The sequence below is a fragment of the Geobacter sp. DSM 9736 genome (assembly GCF_900187405.1).
Classification (GTDB): domain Bacteria; phylum Desulfobacterota; class Desulfuromonadia; order Geobacterales; family Geobacteraceae; genus DSM-9736.
In genome coordinates this window covers 745287-763774 of record NZ_LT896716.1, presented here as the reverse complement: position 1 = coordinate 763774, position 18488 = coordinate 745287, and the positions used below count along the sequence as shown (strand labels likewise).

The following is an 18488-nucleotide window of genomic DNA, read 5'->3' as shown; positions in this document are numbered from 1 at the left end:
GCTGCGGCCCCCTCTTCTCATAGCATCAACAAGCCGCTGACCCTTTACTTATAGTTTCCGCCACCCGCTCGGCATCTAGCTCGACGTCCTTCTGCACCCCCGCGTCCATGTTCTTGATAACCGCCGTCCCGCGACTTAGTTCGTCCTCCCCGATGATAAGGGTGAAGCGGCTGTTGAACTTGTCGGAGCGGCGCATCTGGCTTTTGAGGCTCTTCCCCTCGTAGTCGATCTCAACTGACACCCCCAACTGCTGGAGGCTGTTCATCAGCCGGAACGCCTCGAACTGTGCCGCTTCGCCGATGGCGGCGATGAAGAGGTCGGGGCGTCTGCGGAACTCGCGCCCGTCAAGAAGAAGGGCTACCCGCTCGACCCCCATTGCGAAGCCGATCCCGGGAAGCTGCGGACCGCCTAGCTCGGAGATGAGACCGTCGTAGCGCCCGCCTGCGGCCACAGCGCTCTGGGCGCCGAGAAGTCCCGTGACGAGTTCAAAAGTGGTTCGAGTGTAGTAGTCGAGCCCCCGCACCATACGCGGGTTGATGGCGTAGGCGGTCCCCACCCCTTCCAGGTACCGGCGGGTGGAGGCGAAGTGGTCGGCGCACCCCTGGCAGAGGTGGTCGAGGACGGAAGGCGCTCCTGCGGTCGCCTCCTTGCACCCGGCGGACTTGCAGTCGAGGGCGCGAAGCGGGTTCGTGTCGTAGCGCCTCGTACAGTCTTCGCACAGCTGGTCGATCTTTCTTGCGAGAAATTCCTTGAGAGCGTTGCGGTAAACAGGGCGACACTCCTTGCACCCCAGGGAATTGATCTCCAGCCGCGGCTCGTTGAGCCCGAGTTCCGCGAAAAAGTGGCAGAGCATGGAGAGGACCTGGGCGTCGATCTTCGGGTCGGTGACTCCGGTCACCTCGGCGCCGATCTGGTGAAACTGGCGGTAGCGCCCCTTCTGCGGGCGCTCGTATCGGAACATCGGACCCATGTAGTAGAGCTTCGCAACCTGGTCCGCCGCGTATAGCTTGTGTTCGATGAAGGCGCGCATCACGCTCGCCGTCCCCTCGGGGCGCATGGTGACGCGGTTCTCGCCCTTGTCGACGAAGGAGTACATCTCCTTTTCGACGATATCGGTGGCATCACCTATGGAGCGGGCGAACAGCTCCGTCTTCTCCAGGATGGGAATCCGGATCTCGGCGAACCCGTACAGCTCGAAAATCCGCCGCGCCGTCGCCTCGATGTGCTGCCACTTCTCCACTTCCCCCGGAAGTATGTCGTTGAATCCCTTGATGCCAGTAATCGCCACGCCCGTCACTCTCCTTGCTCGTTATCCCCGCCCGTCTGCTGCCCGATATGAAACACTACGTTCTTTCCGCTGAACTTACCTTTGTACATCGCCTGGTCGGCCATTTCGAGGAGCTCCCGGTAAGATGTCGAGTCATCGGGATAACAGGCGTAGCCGAGGCTCGCGGTGAGCCTGATGTTGTATCCCTCTTCCGCCATGAAGACATGTTCCTCGACGGCCTTACGTACACGCTCGGACGCGCTGGCAGCTCCCACGTTGGTGCTCTCCACCAGGATTATCGTGTACTCGTCTCCTCCATAGCGGATTACCGTATCCACCTCTCGTACGAGTCTTTTGATCAGAGCACCCACTTCTCTGAGCACCGAGCTGCCGATAAGATGCCCGTGGGTGTCGTTCACATCCTTGAACTGGTCGATGTCGAGAAAAACCACGGAGAGTGAGGAGCGGTACCGCTCTGCCCGCTTGATCTCCCGGTCAAGGGCGGTCTCCAGGTACCGGTAGTTGAAAAGCCCTGTGACCTCATCGATGTTCACGAGATTGCGGGCGGTGGTATAGCGCACCGCGTTCTCGAAAGCGAGGGAGGACTGGTCAAGCAGGAAGTTCAGGTTCTTCCGCTCCACGTCCGAAGGAAGCGTCTTGCCCCGGTCATTGAAAAGCGCCACAACCCCCAGCAGCTTCCCCTTGGTCCTCACCGCTAGCAGGAGAGCCTCGCGCAAATCCGCCTGCCGGGCCGGGGCGAGATGATCATCCTGCGGCAGGAAGTCACGGAGAAAAAGGATCGGATCGGACTTGGCGCTTCTGCGCCCGAAAGCCGCCGCCACCAGCTCCGCGAGGGCACGGCCGGCCGCCTCGTCCAGCTCCTTGAGTCCCTTGAGCGATAAGTAACCTTCATCGTCGGGAAAAAAAGCAAGCCCGCGCTCGACCCCTGTTTCTCTGGAAAGCGCGCTAACAACCATCTCGCCTATCCGCTCGACGTCCAGACAATTGGCTATCGCCTGGCTCGCCTGGAAGAGGCTCACGAGGCGTTTCAGTTCCTGGTTCTCGTCGAGAAGCCGGCGCTGTTCAAGTGAGACGCTGACGCTGTGCCTGAACTCATCATGGTTCACGGGCTTTACTAGATAATCCCGGGCACCGTTTTTCAGGGCCTGGATCGCCGTTTCGACATTTGCATGGCCGGTGGCTACTACGACTTCAATGGAGCGATCATGCTCCTTGACGCGCGAAAGGATATCCAGCCCCGTGACGTCCGGAAGCACCAGCTCTGTTACCACGACCTGATAATCGCCGCCCTGAAGCTTCGCGAATGCCTCGGCACCGGACGCAGCTGTATCCGTAGAATACCCTTCGTGTCGGAGAAGTCCTGAAAAAACATCCCGGAAGAAGGGATCGCTGTCGACTATCAGTATCCTTTCCATAGAAGACTCCATGAATCGGCTGGTGAAGCGGCTATACAAGCTTATAGAACCAAAGTGCCTGCGTCAAACCTGCTATGGAAATAACAGATGGGTGAGGGAGTGTCAATCAAATTGCCGGGTGCCGCCAAGCGTCCACCGGCCGCTGCTGCCGTCGCAGGACAGGTATACGGTGCCGTCACGATCAGTCCGCCAGATGGTAACCCCCTTCCGGCTGAGACGGTCGACGGTCTGCTGAGAGGGAAGATGAAACACATTACGGTATCCCGCCGAGATCAGTGCGGCTTTAGGTGCTGCGGCATCCAGAAACTTCTCCGAGGTTGAGTGCCTGCTTCCATGGTGCGCTACCTTGAGCACAGTGCACTTCAGCAGCTCCGGGCGAAGTAGAAGCTTTTCTTCGGTGGAGAAACCGATATCTCCGGTGAAAAGCACGCTGACGCCGCGGCATGAAAGCCGGAAAACCAGGGAATCCTCGTTTATATCCCCCCGGAGCACACGTGGGGACGGCGAAAGCGGCTCTATGAGAACCTCACCCAGGCGGTGAGCTCCCGAAGCAGAATTAAGCCTCCGCGCAGGTACACTGCGCACCTCCAAAATTCGCTTAAGCTCCAGGTACTCGGAAGATGGAACCGAAGCTTCCCCCTCCCAAAATTCCCCGATACTAAAGTTTTCCGCAACGTAAAGAAGCCCCTGCGTGTGGTCCGGGTGAGGGTGAGTGAGCACAAGGTAATCAATTTTGTTTGCTCCAAGCGAACGGAGAGCCGGCGCCAGCAGGCGCTCTCCCACGGACCTCCCGTCAGAAGAGCCACCCATAGGCCGCCCTCCGCCATCGATAAGCATGTGCTTCCCGTCGGGAAGAGTGATGAGGGTAGCCTCTCCCTGCCCTACGCTGAGGAAGGCGATCTGCATCTCTCCCTGGCCACGAAAATGTCCGGCGGTGAGAAAAAAGATGCAGGCCCCACCGGCGAAAGTGCAGCAGGCGGTTCTGGCCCAACCTCTGAGAAAAGTCAGCGCTAGTCCGAAGAGAAAAAAGAGGAGCAGCACAGGGAGCGTGGGATTAAGAGAGTTGATAACGGGAAGAGCAGCGAGCCGGCCTATGATCACGTTTGAAAGCCAGACAAAGAAGGAGGCCACGGTAACGAGCGATGAAGCAAGCGGAGGCGCGATCCAGATCAGGGGAAGTGCCAGAAACCCCGTAACCACGGCACCATAACCCATGAGAGGCACGATGAAAAAGTTCGAAAGTAACCCGGCTAGAGAAACTCTGTGAAAGTAGTAAGCGACGGGAAGCATGGTGGCGGCGGTAGCCGCCACAGAAGCCGCAAGAAAAAGAAGGAGTCTCCGCGGCGCCCCTTCCTGTAGATTATGGAAAGGAGACATCAGCATGGGCGTAAGCACCAGCAATCCCCAGAGGGCCGCAAAGGAAAGCTGGAATGAGATGTCGAAAAGCGCGGCAGGAGTTAGAAGAAGAATGGTAAAAGCAGCCAGCACAAAAGAGTCGAGCGGCTCGGTGTGCCTCTCCAGCGCAAGGCCTAACATTAAAGCAGCAAGCATTATGACCGAACGGAGTGTAGCTGGAGCTCCGCCGCTCAGCAGCATGTAGAAGATCATCACAGGCAGCGTACTGAGCAGTATGAAGCGGCGCAGGTTGCAGTGAAGGAGCAGATATTCGGACCTGGCAGCGAGCTGAAAGAGGAGTTGGAACGAAACGAGGGCAATGATACCCATGTGAAAACCGGATATCGAAAGAATATGATTGACGCCGCTACGTGCATACGCATCATTGAGGGACCTCGGGACAGCCCCCTGCTCGCCGATCAGGAGCGCTCTTAGCACTGCGGCCTCCACAGGAGGAGCATGAGTGTCCAAGAAGCCGCCGATCCGAGCGGCTACTCGGTCTAAAAGACGCTGAAGGGGAAACGCCGCCTCCTGCTGCATAAGGATTATCTGGTCGTGTCGTTTCACGAATGCTGTGACAAAGACGTCGCGTAGGGCGAGATGCCGGACGTAATCGTATTCACCAGGCAGACCATAGTTCCGGGGTGCGCGCAAACGTGCAAAAAATCTGACCCTGTCGCCGGAAATATAGGGTATACCTCCCTCCTCAACCGTAACGAGCAGGCGCCCTGAAACCGGGAAGTAACCGTCTCTTCTGCATATTTTCTCAGCCTGAATGAACAGTCTGCTTCCGTACTCGGTGCGTTGCGGGCGGGTGTCTACCACCCCTTCGACAATCTGCTCCTGATCCGTAATGAAATGGGAAATGTGTCTCGGCGGCAACTGGGGGTTCAAAAACGGAATGAGCGTAAGGTTTCCCCATAGGAGAAACAGGAGGGAGATCACTATTGAAAACGGTACGCGGCTCTTGGGAAAAAGCGCTGCCACTCCAACAACCAGGAGCGGCAACGACACTAGAGGTGGGATGAAAAACGAGAATGAAGCAAGGGAGAGGCCGGCAATCACGGACAGCAGGGGAAGAAGAAGCGGCCTCTCCATCAGGAGGTTACTTTCGTTCTGTAAAACGTTCCGCCAGGGATGTAAGTATCTTGTCCGCCTGCTCCCTGGTGACGGGGTCTGACGGTTTTCCCTGCAGTCCGGTTGCGGCAAGATAATCGGCGGGGGATGATTTCTTCTTCTCCAGCCTTACCACGTCTGCTCCTCCTCGCGGTCCGAGATCGATGCCAATTGTATGGGTTCCTTCGGAAAGACGGTGCAGGCCGAGATCGATCCAGTCAAGATAAGGCTTTCCTTCCTTAACCATTCTGTTTCCGTCCAGCTCTACCGCCAGCCTCTCGCCGAGGGCGTTTAGCTTTATACGGTATACGGCGGGTGCCTCGACTGTAAACGGCACGTGCAGCCATACGGGCGCAAACCCCGCCCGCACCCACTGTTTTGCATGAAACGGCCCCAGATACTGGACATCCGTAGTAGTCGCCGCAGGGGGAAGCTTGGCTGCCTCCGCTACTGCCATATCAACAGGTTTGTTCCCGTCGTCGGGGAGCAGGCCCTCCCACCCGAGCAGGGAAGCCGCTACCTCCGCCACATCTCCCATGGTAACAGGCTCGTTGAACTTCCACCCCTTCAGCGGAGAAATCGGTGCCAGGGGGGGAGCTTCGAGAACCAGATAATCTATTGCTCCTTCCGGCGGCAATACCACGGAAATCTCCTGTGCACCCGCCTTCAGATGAACAGTCCCTGCAACGTTCTCCTTTAGACGGTCCCCGGCATTCACTAAGAACGTCTTTCCTCCCGCTTTCCATTGCTGGCTCTCACCTTTGCTGGAGACGATCAGCATGTAGTCTCCCTCGTTTGGAAGTATCAGGTGAAAGTGTACCGTTGTGGGGGTAGAGACACCGCTTACCCAACCCGAACCTGTAAATGAACCGTAAAGAGGATATTCTTTCACAGATGCATTATCTTTTCTTTTGTCATAATACTCTTCTGCTTCCATACGAAATATGCGTCGTCCTTCAAGGATGGAAAGATAGTCAGCCTCCCGCGGTACATCCGGCAAAGCCTGTTCCCAGCGGAATGTGGATACGAGCATAGCCGCAAATTGGCCCTGTGTGATGCCGGTGGTGGATTTAACAGCCGCCAGGAGGTGGGTAGGTATGAACATCAATAATATGAACAGCCATGGCAGGGTTCGGATCTGACGGATTTTCATCTAGTCCTCCTTCCAGGAATGGAGCCACCATGCAGCATGCACGGTAGGTCGTACTTATACCATAGCATCACAAATGTTGGAAGCTTCCTTCGAGCGAATTCCCCCTGTTCAATTTCGCCACCATGTTCAGCATCTCTTCCTTATGTCCAAGCGTCCGGAATTTCACCAATTATTCGAATGTGCAGAAATTTGATGTTCAGAGTTCCATCAAAACACCCTGCCTGAATCACCCCTTAAGCACCTTTCATCTTGAAGATTAAAATGAAAGATATCGGCCACTTTCATCTTTTACCTCTATGAGGCCTCCCATTGGTATCAGTATTGTAACATCAAGAGCAAAAGAATAGGGAAGGAGAAGGGCATGTCACCACGGCGATATCGGAACAAGAACCTCACAATGATTGTCATATCGACCCTGCTGCTGGGCTGCAGCACCGTGCTGGCCTATGACGACCAACAGGATGAAGAGTACGGAAACTGCGCCTTCTCTACACAACTTCAAGACAATCAGGAAAAGATGGATTACATCAACAAACTGCGGATGGCCAAAGAAGCATCAGAATCCCCATACGGTGAGATATTCGTTAATACCGTTCAAGCCCGACTCCGGACTGGTGAAGTGATGGAACTCGATACCTTTACAGTTGACTGCATTGCATGTCACGACGGAATCAATGCTCCTGGGCGCGAGATACGTTATAAAAACGATAGTGTCAACCGCAGGATCGACCTCAACAGCGTCCTTGGGAGCCATCCGATAGGTATGGACTACGGTAGCTATGCCTATGCGAGTCCCCAGTATAAGCGCCTGGAAAAACTGGACCCCAACATGGTTCTTGTTGACGGCAAAATAGGCTGTCTGACCTGTCACAACCCTCTTAACAAGAAGAAAAATCATCTGGCTATAGATAAAGAACGTAGCAAACTCTGCTATGCCTGCCATCAGGTTTAGGTTCGGAGCAGACGGAAAGGATACATATATGGGACACCGATACGTAATTCCTACTGAGAGAGACGGCGACTATTCATTCCGCATGATGGAAGTGGTGATGGTCGAAAAAATGGGTGGAGGGAAGGAAACTTCCACATCAAGGGTAATGCTTGTTGATAACCATTGGGATACACTGCGATACGTTCAGGAGCACATGAACGATTTCGTAAGCAACATGATCAAGGTGAACAAGATGACTAGAGATACCAGCAGAAAAATCGATGAGAGTGCGCAACTTTTCGAAAAGAACCTGCAGCCGCTCTTTTCCATCATTTCAGAGACATCAAAGACGCACATTCTTGACAAGCTTTCAAACTCTCTGAAGAAGGCCTTGATCCTCATGGCGATGGATCGTTACAAGAGTGACACTGAATCGATCTGCAAAGCGCTAGGGATAACGCAGGACAAGCTGGAAAGGGAGATGAACCTCTGTGGATTAAAGATACACCGCCAAGCCGCATGAGTTGCACAAATGTAAGAAAAAAAGGCAGGCCCCCTGAGAGCCTGCCTTTTTTAAGTCTTTAATCGAAGTTAAGCTGAAGCGCCGATTTTGTATCGTTCAAGCCGGTCTCGCAGGGTGTTTCTGCTGATACCGAGCAGCTTGGCAGCCAGAACCTGGTTGTTGTTGCTTTTTTCCATCGCCATATGTATCAGCGCCTTTTCCAGTCCCATGTTGATGTGCTCGTAAATGGCCCCCTTGTTCTTCATGCAGATCCCGTCGAACACCGGCTCCAGCATGTTCCAGAAGACGGCATAGTAGTCTTCGCCCGCCGAATCGAGATCGACCTCCTTGAAACCTGCCTTCGCCTGAAGAAACGATTCGAAGTCATCGGGCATCAGAATGTCGCCTTTGCAGAAAACAGTTGCGGAGTTGATGACATTCTTAAGCTCGCGGATATTTCCTTCCCATGGGTGAGCGATGAGCATGTCGAGAGCGTCGGGTGCAATTCCCTTGATCTTCTTTCCGTACTTTGTGGAAAACTTGCGGATGAATAGGTCAACCATCAGCGGTATGTCCTCTACCCTCTCACGCAGCGGCGGCAGATAAAAAGAGACGACCCTGAGCCGATAAAACAGGTCCATCCGGAACGTCTTTTCCTTGATCGAATTTACGAGTGTGCGGTTGGTAGCGGCAATGACACGCACGTCGACTTTGATTGTCTCGTTTCCACCTACGCGCTCGAACTCCTGGTTCTCTAGCACCCTAAGAAGCTTCCCCTGATTCGCCATACTCATCTCCCCTATTTCATCCAGGAAGATGGTGCCCCCATTGCACTGCTCGAATTTCCCGATCCGACGGGAGTGAGCATCGGTAAAGGCCCCCTTCTCGTGCCCGAAGAGTTCGCTCTCCAGAAGAGATTCAGGCATGGCAGCACAGTTCACCGCAAGAAAGGGACGATTCCTGCGGCGTGAATTGTCATAAATCGCCCGTGCCAGGAGTTCCTTCCCAGTGCCACTCTCCCCCTGAATCAGAATCGTCGCATCGGAATCAGCGACTTTACCCACCATTTTCCAGATTTCGATCATCTCGGGAGATGAACCGATCATGATATCTTCTTCTGCGCTGTATTCAGTCAGTTGCTCTCGATCTTTAGTGAACCTCACTTTCCGGTTGAGGAGGTTGCACTCTACGGCTTTGGAGACGAGAGTCTTAAGCTTCTTGAGATCAAAGGGCTTTGTGACATAATCATAAGCCCCATGGCGCATCGCCTCGATAGCATTTTGCGTCGTTTTGTTTCCCGTTGCGACAATCACCGACAATGCCGGGTCCATCTTCTTCGCTTCCCGCAGGACCTCGATCCCGGACTTCACCGGAAGTCCGATATCGAAAATGGCTGCGTTCGGATGCTCGGTTATGACACGTTTGAGGGCGGAGTCGCTGTCGCTCTCGAGGATGAGCTCCAGATCGTCTCCCGAGAAAACTGCCTTCAGCATCTGCAAGATTGCCGTGTCGTCATCGAGTATGAGTAGTTTAGGTTTCATGAGGCACCCCGTTTCGATGAGAGTTCATGTTCATATCGGCATCGAATAAGGCACCTTTAGTTTGCCCGGCTCCATCAAGCAAAAAGCCGCTCTAAAAGCGGCTTTTACACATCCATGACTATTTCTGATGTCAGTACTCTTCGTCTGATTCCTCGCCGTACTCATCGACACCGAATGCTTCGTCATATCCGATTTCATCAGCGCCTTCGACTTCATCGAGTTCGTCAGCCATTATCATTTCTGGAGAACGTTCTTCTTCTTCGCTGATGGCCTCGAACCTTGCGAGGATGTCACCCTTGGTGCAGTACCGGCCATCCCGATGATTACACACATCTTTCGTGCAGAGATCGAACAGCTGAATCTCGCTACACAGCCGTTGCGGTTTCTTTTCTTCCTTTTCCATGAACCTTTCCTTTATCCGTTGGCAACGAATTCCACTGCTTTATTTACATCATCATTACATCCTATGTAAACCGGCTCTCGCTGGTCAAGACTCTCCGGCTTGATGTCCAGAATTCGGCATCGGCCGTTACTGGCGGCACCCCCGGCGTTTTCAACCAGAAACGCCATGGGATTAAGCTCGAACAGCAGACGAAGCTTCCCGTTCGGGGAGCCTTTGAGCGCCGGATACATAAAAAGCCCCTTCCCCTTCATAAGCACCTGATTTATGTCAGGGACGAATCCTCCTGAATATCTCAACTTCGCCCCCTTCTCCTCCAGGTGACGTATGAAGCTCTCGTTCCCGGGAGTGTACTTGTTCCGCAGACCGCCGGGAGAATAGATGTCTCCCATCGGTTTCATCCTGACATTTTCCCGCGTAAGGGTGTATTCCATCAAGTGATTCATCGTAAACTCATGTACTCCGTTGCCGACGGAATAAACCATTGACACCCTTGGACCGTAGAGGATGTAGATGGCGGCGACCTGGTGACGCCCCTCCTGGAGGAGTTCGCACCCCCGGTAAATCGACACGATGGTACCTACAGCAAGATTGACGTCCACGAGAGATGATCCGTCCAACGGATCATATGCCACCGAGTAAAGGCCGTCCGCATTTCCCTTGACCTCATAGATCTGCTCCATTTCCTCCGACGCAATGTTGCAGACCACCCCTGAATGAATGAGACGCTTCCTTATTATGCGATCCGACAGTACGTCAAGGGCCAGTTGCTCCTCACCATAAAGATTTGAGGTACCAGCGACGCCGAGATCCCCGGTTCTCACCGCGTTGATCACGTATTTGCTCGCCTCTGCAATTTCACAGATCAGATGTACAAGATTGTCACATATGTCCTGATCGCGCAGATGCCTACGGAGATCAATCTGGAATTTTGTTTTTCCCGGCTCGGCATATGGCATTGTGTTCCCTCCCAAAAGACTATAATGACAAGGCGTTTTTAAGGTTAATGTAAGAATAACGCCAACGCAAGAAAAAATCCGCATTCGCCTAGTGATGGCAATATTGTTATTTTTTATTTATTAAATAAAGCAAGCTGTCGTACAGGGTAAAGCTGAGAAAGATCAATAGAGTAAATAGTTGCGCCGCATTTCACCGAACTTCACGAGTCCACTCCTCCAACTTGCGACAATCTCCCCTGCCGGTGTCTTGTCTTTAAGGGACAATCGCAAACGGTCCGTTCCAGCCAGCAGATCGAAGCCCGGAAGCTGAAAAAATTTCTCCTTGTTAACAGCTGTACTCGCATGCATTACTTCTAGCAGATAGACGCCCGTCTCCACCGGCTGAAACAGACGTCGATCCGTGACAACCAGACGAACGCCGTTTACAGCTGTACCGGAAAACTTCGGTCTGCTGCTCATTCCCGGGAGTGAACGGGGAGTAAAGCTGACAGGCTCGAACTTTACACCTGGGAGGCCTTTTCCGTTGAGAGCCGCTGCTACCGCGGTGGAATCAAGTCGAGGGATTCCGCTCATCTTGAAAGGCTCAGTGGTTCCTCGCGCCTCGCTCACTGCGGTGGCCTCAATGAAACAAAGACCAGGGTAAAGAAGCGAAGTCTCGAAATCAGGGATATTGGGGCTCGTTCGGATCCAGGGAAGGCCCGTATCAGGCCACTGCATTTCCCTCTGCCATCCGGCCATCCTCACTACCCGCACATCGAGCCCTGCCAGACCTTCGAGCATGCCCTCCCCTTTAATCATCAGGGCCAGTTCTCCGGACGTGAGGCCATGTGCTACAGGAATGGGATAGAGACCGACAAATGAGCTGAAGCGCTTCTCCAGCACAGGACCGCCGACGTAAAGACCGCCGAGGGGGTTCGGACGGTCCAGAACGACAAAGGGGATGCCGGCCTCGGCAGCTGCCCGCATAGCAAGCCCCATAGTGGAAATATAGGTATAGAAACGAGCGCCTATGTCCTGTATGTCGAACAGCAGAATATCAACATTCTTGAGCATCTCAGGCGTGGGCTTCTTGTCCTTCCCATAGAGGCTGAATATCTTCACCCCGGTCCGCTCGTCTCTTCCCTCCGCAATGGCGACGCCATCCTCCTGCAGCCCACGCAGGCCGTGTTCCGGGGCAAAAAGGGCCGCAAGCGTCACCTTTCCGCTATCCGCCAGCAGATCAATCAGGTGCCGGCCCCCTGCCATGGCTGTGTGATTCGTGACCAGCCCTACGCGCTTCCCGGCAAGTTCCGCAAACCCGCTGTCAGCAAGAATTTCGGCACCAGTCCTAACTCCCGCGGCAGCACTGCGCGGGTAGCTGAAAAGGAACCAGGTAAACAGGACCAACAGGACTTTGTACATCAACCTAACCTCATAAAGTTAAAAAAGGAGCCGGCACCAAGTGCCGGCTCCTCTCAACCCCGCGTCAGCTGCCGGTACTTTATCCGATGCGGCTGGTCCGCGTCCACCCCAAGCCGCGCTTTCCTGTCGGCTTCATATTCAGAGTAGTTGCCGTCAAACCATACAACCTTGCTCTCCCCCTCGAATGCGAGGATGTGTGTGGCGATCCGGTCAAGGAACCAGCGGTCGTGGCTGATCACCACAGCACATCCGGCGAAATTCTCCAAAGCCTCCTCCAGTGCCCGCATGGTGTTGACATCGAGATCATTGGTCGGCTCATCGAGAAGCAGAACGTTTGCCCCTTCCTTTAGCATCCGGGCAAGATGCACCCGGTTCCGCTCCCCCCCCGAAAGGAGTCCCACTTTCTTCTGCTGATCGCTGCCGGAGAAGTTGAACCGAGCGACATAGGCACGCGAATTTACCTGCTGCTTCCCGAGTTGAAGGGTATCCTGACCGTCGGTTATAACCTCCCAGATGGTCCTATCCTGATCAAGCGTCCTGCTCTGGTCCACATAAGCAAGCTTTACCGAATCTCCCACACGTATCGCTCCGGAATCCGCCTTTTCCTGACCGGTTATCATCCTGAACAACGTTGTCTTACCCGCACCGTTAGGGCCGATAACGCCGACAATCCCCCCGGGAGGCAGGCGAAAGGACATCCCCTCCACGAGCAGACGATCGCCATAGGCTTTGCTTACGTCTTCAGCCTCGATAACCACATTCCCGAGCCTTGGCCCGGGCGGAAGGTAGATTTCAAGGTCCCGCGCACGCTTTTCGCTCTCCTGGGTGAGGAGCTGCTCGTACGAGGCAATACGTGCCTTGCTCTTGGCATGACGACCCTTTGGGGACATCCTGATCCAATCCAGCTCTCGCTGGAGAGTCTTTCGCCGCTCGCTTTCCTGTTTCTCTTCCGTCGCCAGGCGTTTTTCCTTCTGTTCGAGCCAGGACGAGTAGTTACCCTTCCAGGGAATCCCCTCACCCCTGTCGAGTTCCAGGATCCACCCGGCAACATTGTCCAGAAAGTAACGATCATGGGTGACGGCAATAATGGTCCCCTCGTAACTCTGAAGGTGATGCTCCAGCCAAGCTACAGACTCGGCATCGAGATGGTTGGTCGGTTCGTCGAGAAGCAGAATGTCCGGCTTCTGGAGAAGGAGCCGGCACAGCGCAACCCGCCTCTTTTCTCCCCCCGACAGAACGCTCACCTGCGTATCGGCAGGAGGACACCGAAGAGCGTCCATGGCCATCTCAAGCCGGGAGTCCAGATCCCAGGCATCGAGATGATCGAGCTTCTCCTGCACCTGCGCCTGACGTTCCATGAGCTTGTCGAAATCCGCATCCGGATCGGAGAACTTCTCTGTAATCTCGTTGAACTCCCGAAGCAGATCTACCGTCTCCCGGCATCCCTCCTCGACCACCTCCCGCACCGTCTTCTTCTCGTCCAGCTGCGGTTCCTGCTCCAGGAACCCAACTGTGTAACCGGGGGAGAGAACGGCCTGGCCGTTGAAATCCTTATCCACCCCTGCCATGATCCTGAGAAGCGAGCTCTTACCGGAGCCGTTAAGTCCGATGACACCGATCTTCGCCCCGTAAAAATAGGAGAGTGAAATGTCCTTTATGACCGGTTTCTTGTCGTAATACTTGGAAACCCGCATCATGGTATAGATGATCTTGTTCGGTTCGGTACTCATGTGCCGCCTCCCGGGAAAATACAGGCTGTGAGAAACTGCTGCGGAACAGGCCCGCACATGCGCTTGGGGGTGCAATGTTCTCACGGCGTTGTTTGAAGTGAAAGTCGCCCTTTTGTACACTTACCGGCGAGGCGGTGTCAACAGCTGTTTCCCGTAAAGCGGCATTTATGGAGGGGGTTATAATGAGAAGCCGGCCGGAAATGTCCGGCCGGCCTTAACGCATATCAGGAATCCACAGGGTTACCCTTTGTCTCGGCGTCGAAGATGTTGATCAGCGACTGTGGAGTGAACAGACACTCCTGTCTCTGTTTCCCGGGCCGGGGGGGCTGCCACGACAGATAATCACTGCCGTCACGGGTAATCCGGGTCACTCTGTTCCCGCAGATCTTTTTTACCTCATTCCACATCTCTTCCGTATCGAGAAGATCGAAACCGTAGATTTCCTCGCTGTCACGGAAATTGGTAGTGAATCTGTCGATGAGGTCGTAATCCAGGAAGTCGTTTTCCTTGCGCCACCATTTTATGAACTGGTCATTCCCGGTGCGGCGCTCCCTTAACTCTCTAGTTATCTCGTACCCTTTCATGTCGCGCCTCCTTCTCTTCGCGCTGTGAGCATGCGGCATAGAGCCCTGAGAGCTCCATCCGAACGCTCCACTCATGAAAAATGTAGCTCAAAACTAGGATTTTGCAACTGCCGGAGCGGCCTGTCTTTGTAAAGTAAGATTTATTATGGAGCAGGAGGGAAGTAGCTTCTGGAGCTCAGCTACTGAAAGATTCCCGGCAGGGCCATTGCTGATGGTGAGGTGCTTGAGCATCTTCAGATACTTGAGGCATTGCACCCCTTCCTGATCCACCCCTGAATCGTAGAGATACAGCCTCTCCAGTTTAGTTAGCTCCAGAAGGTGAATGAGCCCGTCACCAGAAATATCCGATCCTGACAGGTACACCTCCTCCAGTCCCTTAAACTTGAGAAGATGAGGTACATCGCCATCGCAGGCACCATACAGGAAACAAGCATTCAGTCCCGTGGCAGGCACGCATTCTACAGCATGAAGGTCAGCCGCCCTCCCCGGCACTACATCGAGCCGCACCGACTTGTCGGCAGGCAGCGTCACTCTCCCCACCGCATCCCCCAACCTACGCCAGTCGAGAAAGCTGCGGGATCCTGCAGTGCGGACGAACACCGATCCCATCGGGCTGAGAAACGGAAAAAGCATGCTCCGCACCCCTTCTGGACACTGGATCGCTTCTCGCCTTCTAGCTGCGTGGTTGAGCTTCCTGCAGGCAGCCAGAATATCGGCCTCGATCTTCGCGGCCATATGTGACAGCACTTCTTGTCCCTGTGCCTTCCCCTGCTTGACCTGCCTAAGCAGCGTATATACATCGCTTTTTCTGAGCCCCAGGATCTCAGCTTCTACCTCCCGGATCCTTTCCCTTACCCTGGAGGTCCGCATGGCTAGGACGCTTTCTTCAGAAGGGGGAATGTCCTCCTCCGAAAGGTTCTCCCACTCGTCGAGGATGCACAGGAGGGTAGCCATGTCCTCCTCTGCGTATGCACGATTCGCGTCGGCCATCAGCTTCTGCCGTCTCTTCCTTTCGGAATCCTGCAATGAGAGATCGGGATGAATGGTCTTCGCTACCCGCCGATAGAGCTCCTTTAGGTTCTCCTCCCTGCGATGAGGCCGCTGCACGAGCATTTCCTCGTCAGCATCGTCACCAAGGAGCACCCGGCTCTGCCGGCGGCTTGAAGTTCGCTCCGCACTCCCTTTATCGGCATCTGTAACAGGCAGCTTCCTGATCTCTCGCTCAAGAGCTTCCAGCTCTGCGAGGCGCTCCTTCATCCTCTCGACATATGATCGTTCGAATTCGGCTATCTCCTCCCGCAGCTCCTCAAGCTCACGCTCCGCCCGGACAAGGTGGCGTTCGGCGGCATGGAACTCCTTACGCCTCCGCTCGATTTCAGTAATCTGCGTATGTATGTACCTTGATTTCATTGAAGATCACGTGGCGGCGGTGCCGCGGCCCTCTGGAATTTGGTCCGGTCCACTAACTCCGTACCGTTGGCGAAGCGTCAGGTGGCAGCAATGTAGTCGAAAGGAATGGCGATTGTCAACGCTGGGGCCGTGGTTAAAGCGAAAGGGCGTAAAGTCTGGATGGAAAGAAAGGAGCTGGAAAGGCTTAGGTAGCGGCGTGACGCATTACAGGCTTCCGAGTGGTGAGAAATCGTGCGAAGTCCGGCGCGGTGAGTGGCTTGGAAAAATAGAACCCCTGGTATTCGTCGCAGCTGTTCTCGGCGAGGAAGGCGAGTTGCTCCATGGTTTCGACCCCCTCGGCCACAACCGACATGTTGAGGTTGTGGGCCATTGCGATGACGGTCGTTGCGATGGTCGTGTCGCTGGAATCATGGGGTATTCCGTCCACGAAGGAACGGTCGATTTTAAGTACGTCGATGGGAAAGCGCTTGAGGTAGCTGAGAGAAGAGTAGCCGGTGCCGAAATCGTCGATGGAAAAGGTCACCCCCATCCGCTTGAGTGCATCGAGCTTGCGGACGGACTCGGCAACATCCTTCATGATGATGCTCTCAGTCAGTTCGATTTCAAGAGATTCAGCCTCCAGCCCCGTTTCGAACAGAATCTGCGAAATCTTGTCAGGGAGGTTTTCCTGGGAAAAATGGCGGGCGGAAATATTGACGGCAAGCCGCAGCCTCTGCATCCCGGCATCCTGCCATGCCTTCGCCTGGCTGCAAGCGGTCCGCAGCACCCACTCTTCCACCGGTACGATAAGTCCGGTTTCTTCTAGCAGCGGAATGAACTCTGCAGGGGAGACTAACTTGCCGCCGTCGGGTTGCCATCTGAGGAGCGCCTCCATGCCGCTGATTCGCCCCGAAGACATCTCGATCCGCGGCTGGTAGTGCAATGAGAATTCTTCCCGCTCAAGTGCCCGACGCAGCTTGGTTTCCATGGCAAGCCGCTCGTGAACGTCCGCATTAATAGCCTCGGTGAAGAACTGGTAGTTGTTTTTTCCTTTTTTCTTAGCATGAAACATGGCGGCATCGGCGTTTCTGAGAAGCAGTTCCCCACTCTCACCATCCTCAGGGAACATTGCTATCCCTATGCTTGCGGTAACGAAAACCTCCTGCCCTTTAAGGGTAATGGGATGATCGAACATGGAGAGGATGCGGGCGGCTATTCTGCCTATGTCCAGATTCCGTTCGGTATCGCGGATGAGTATTACGAATTCGTCCCCTCCGAGCCGCGCAAAAGTGTCGTACTGACGCAGGTTGTGCTTCAACTTGTCTGCAACATCCTTGAGGAGCAGATCGCCGGCCGGATGGCCAAAAGTGTCGTTGATCATCTTGAAGTTATCGAGATCGAGCAGAAGAAGCGCCAACAGCCCCTTGTTGTGATACTCGAATTCGAGGGCCTGATCGAGTCGCTCATGGAGAAGGTTGCGATTGGGGAGCCCCGTCAGGTAATCGTGGGTAGCCTGATATACCAGCTGCTCTTCGAACCTCTTGCGCTCTGTTATATCGACGAGGATACCTCCTACTGCCTCGACGCATCCGGCCGAGTCGTGCAGAGGAAACTTCACCGTATGGAAATACTGCCGGCCGGCCCCGGAATTCACGAACTGCTCGGTAGTCACAGGCAGGGTTCCGTCACCCGTAGCCGGCTCTGTCCTCATGAACTGCTGTGCGACCTCGTTCTGAAAGAAGCGGCCGATGGGGCTTGCAACCGCTTCTTCTCGTGAAATTCCGGTGAATTTCTCCCATGCGTCGTTGACCATGCGGAGCTTTCCGTCGGTGCCGGTCACGTATATGGGCATAGGCACGAGTTCCATGAGGTTAGCAAGGAATTCCTGGGTCGTGCGAAGCTTTTCATCGGAATTACGGCGATCCGTTACATCCCTGATCAGCTCCAGACCCGCGACAATATTACCCTCTGCATTGCGGATCGGGGAGACGGTATTGTCGAGATAGAATTTCTTATTCCCGATGATCGCGGTGCGTTCGATCCTTCGTGTCTTGCCGTCCCTGAACATATCTCCGAGAACGCAGTCTCCGCAAACCTCAGTTTTGCCGCGATAGGCTTGAAAACAGTGTTTGCCTACATGGTTTCCCAGAAGGTTCTGCAAAGCCTCGTTCTGATAGATGATGCGATAGTCGGCATCATGGATGGATATACCGTCGGCTATTCCGGCGATTATGGATTCGGTTTTTGCTTTTTCCTCCGCCATCCGCGCCAGAGCCATCTCAAGTTCCTTCTTCTGGCTTTTCAGCTCCAGCTCGACCTTGAAGAGCTTCCGAAGAGGAACGCGAACCGCATAGTAGAGGAGAAATGTGGTGAATGCGACGTAAGAGAGCCCTTTGAGCGTCGCCAGGCGAGTCAGACGGATCGAATCCTCCGTCACCTTGAAGAGGATGTCGTCGGAAACATAAACCCACAACGACCCGAAAAGTGCGTAGATGCATGCTATAAGCAGCGGTATTCTGAAGGATCTTGTCACGTAATTTCCAGGGACATTGGACATTTGTTTGCTTATCGGCCACACCCTGAAAAAGCTTTACTTTAATGAGAGTTTAAATCCACATCAGAAAGCACTCCCCCAGCTACTGCTGGTACCGTGACCGTACATGCGTGAACTTCTGCCGCCACAT

The 18488-nt window shown here is 54.4% G+C and carries 14 protein-coding genes; 2 read left to right on the top strand and 12 right to left on the bottom strand.

What is annotated here, in order from left to right:
• Positions 1–25 precede the first annotated feature (25 nt).
• The 4 genes from hisS to CFB04_RS03525 all read right to left on the bottom strand — a co-directional run bounded on the left by hisS (position 26) and on the right by CFB04_RS03525 (position 6367).
• A complete protein-coding gene (gene hisS / locus CFB04_RS03540; RefSeq protein ID WP_088533998.1) occupies positions 26–1288 on the bottom strand; it encodes a histidine--tRNA ligase in 1263 nt (420 codons plus the stop codon).
• A 5-nt stretch (positions 1289–1293) separates the two neighbouring features.
• A complete protein-coding gene (locus CFB04_RS03535; RefSeq protein ID WP_088533997.1) occupies positions 1294–2703 on the bottom strand; it encodes a diguanylate cyclase in 1410 nt (469 codons plus the stop codon).
• A 102-nt stretch (positions 2704–2805) separates the two neighbouring features.
• Entirely contained in the window at positions 2806–5196 is a 2391-nt protein-coding gene (locus CFB04_RS03530) for a DNA internalization-related competence protein ComEC/Rec2 (RefSeq protein WP_231934356.1), read from the bottom strand.
• A 7-nt stretch (positions 5197–5203) separates the two neighbouring features.
• Positions 5204–6367 carry a hypothetical protein gene (locus CFB04_RS03525; RefSeq protein WP_088533996.1) on the bottom strand — a complete coding sequence of 388 codons (1164 nt, stop codon included), beginning with the start codon at positions 6365–6367 and terminating at the stop codon, positions 5204–5206.
• Between the two features lie 361 nt (positions 6368–6728).
• On the opposite strand from CFB04_RS03525, the gene CFB04_RS03520 reads away from it, so the two are divergent.
• A complete protein-coding gene (locus CFB04_RS03520; RefSeq protein WP_088533995.1) occupies positions 6729–7319 on the top strand; it encodes a cytochrome c3 family protein in 591 nt (196 codons plus the stop codon).
• 28 nt (positions 7320–7347) lie between these two features.
• Positions 7348–7821 carry a hypothetical protein gene (locus tag CFB04_RS03515; protein WP_088533994.1) on the top strand — a complete coding sequence of 158 codons (474 nt, stop codon included), beginning with the start codon at positions 7348–7350 and terminating at the stop codon, positions 7819–7821.
• Between the two features lie 68 nt (positions 7822–7889).
• Here the strand turns inward: CFB04_RS03515 and CFB04_RS03510 are convergent, their stop codons facing one another.
• The 8 genes from CFB04_RS03510 to CFB04_RS03475 form a co-directional block, all read right to left on the bottom strand.
• Positions 7890–9341, bottom strand: coding sequence for a sigma-54 dependent transcriptional regulator (locus tag CFB04_RS03510; RefSeq protein WP_088533993.1), 1452 nt, complete (start codon positions 9339–9341; stop codon positions 7890–7892).
• A 130-nt stretch (positions 9342–9471) separates the two neighbouring features.
• The gene (locus CFB04_RS03505; protein WP_088533992.1) at positions 9472–9744 is read right to left on the bottom strand and encodes a hypothetical protein; all 273 of its coding nucleotides are present in this window, start codon (positions 9742–9744) and stop codon (positions 9472–9474) included.
• A gap of 11 nt (positions 9745–9755) precedes the next feature.
• Positions 9756–10700 carry a class 1 fructose-bisphosphatase gene (locus tag CFB04_RS03500; protein WP_088533991.1) on the bottom strand — a complete coding sequence of 315 codons (945 nt, stop codon included), beginning with the start codon at positions 10698–10700 and terminating at the stop codon, positions 9756–9758.
• A 162-nt stretch (positions 10701–10862) separates the two neighbouring features.
• Positions 10863–12101, bottom strand: a complete 1239-nt coding sequence (locus CFB04_RS03495; RefSeq protein WP_088533990.1) for an exo-beta-N-acetylmuramidase NamZ domain-containing protein — start codon at positions 12099–12101, stop codon at positions 10863–10865.
• A 53-nt stretch (positions 12102–12154) separates the two neighbouring features.
• Positions 12155–13831: an energy-dependent translational throttle protein EttA gene (ettA, locus tag CFB04_RS03490; protein WP_088533989.1), complete on the bottom strand. Its 1677-nt coding sequence runs from the start codon at positions 13829–13831 to the stop codon at positions 12155–12157.
• A 224-nt stretch (positions 13832–14055) separates the two neighbouring features.
• Positions 14056–14415: a hypothetical protein gene (locus CFB04_RS03485; RefSeq protein ID WP_088533988.1), complete on the bottom strand. Its 360-nt coding sequence runs from the start codon at positions 14413–14415 to the stop codon at positions 14056–14058.
• A 93-nt stretch (positions 14416–14508) separates the two neighbouring features.
• On the bottom strand, positions 14509–15825 hold the full coding sequence (locus tag CFB04_RS03480; protein ID WP_088533987.1) for a hypothetical protein: 1317 nt from the start codon (positions 15823–15825) through the stop codon (positions 14509–14511).
• Between the two features lie 184 nt (positions 15826–16009).
• Positions 16010–18337, bottom strand: coding sequence for a bifunctional diguanylate cyclase/phosphodiesterase (locus tag CFB04_RS03475; RefSeq protein WP_172825430.1), 2328 nt, complete (start codon positions 18335–18337; stop codon positions 16010–16012).
• Between the last annotated feature and the right edge of the window lie 151 nt (positions 18338–18488).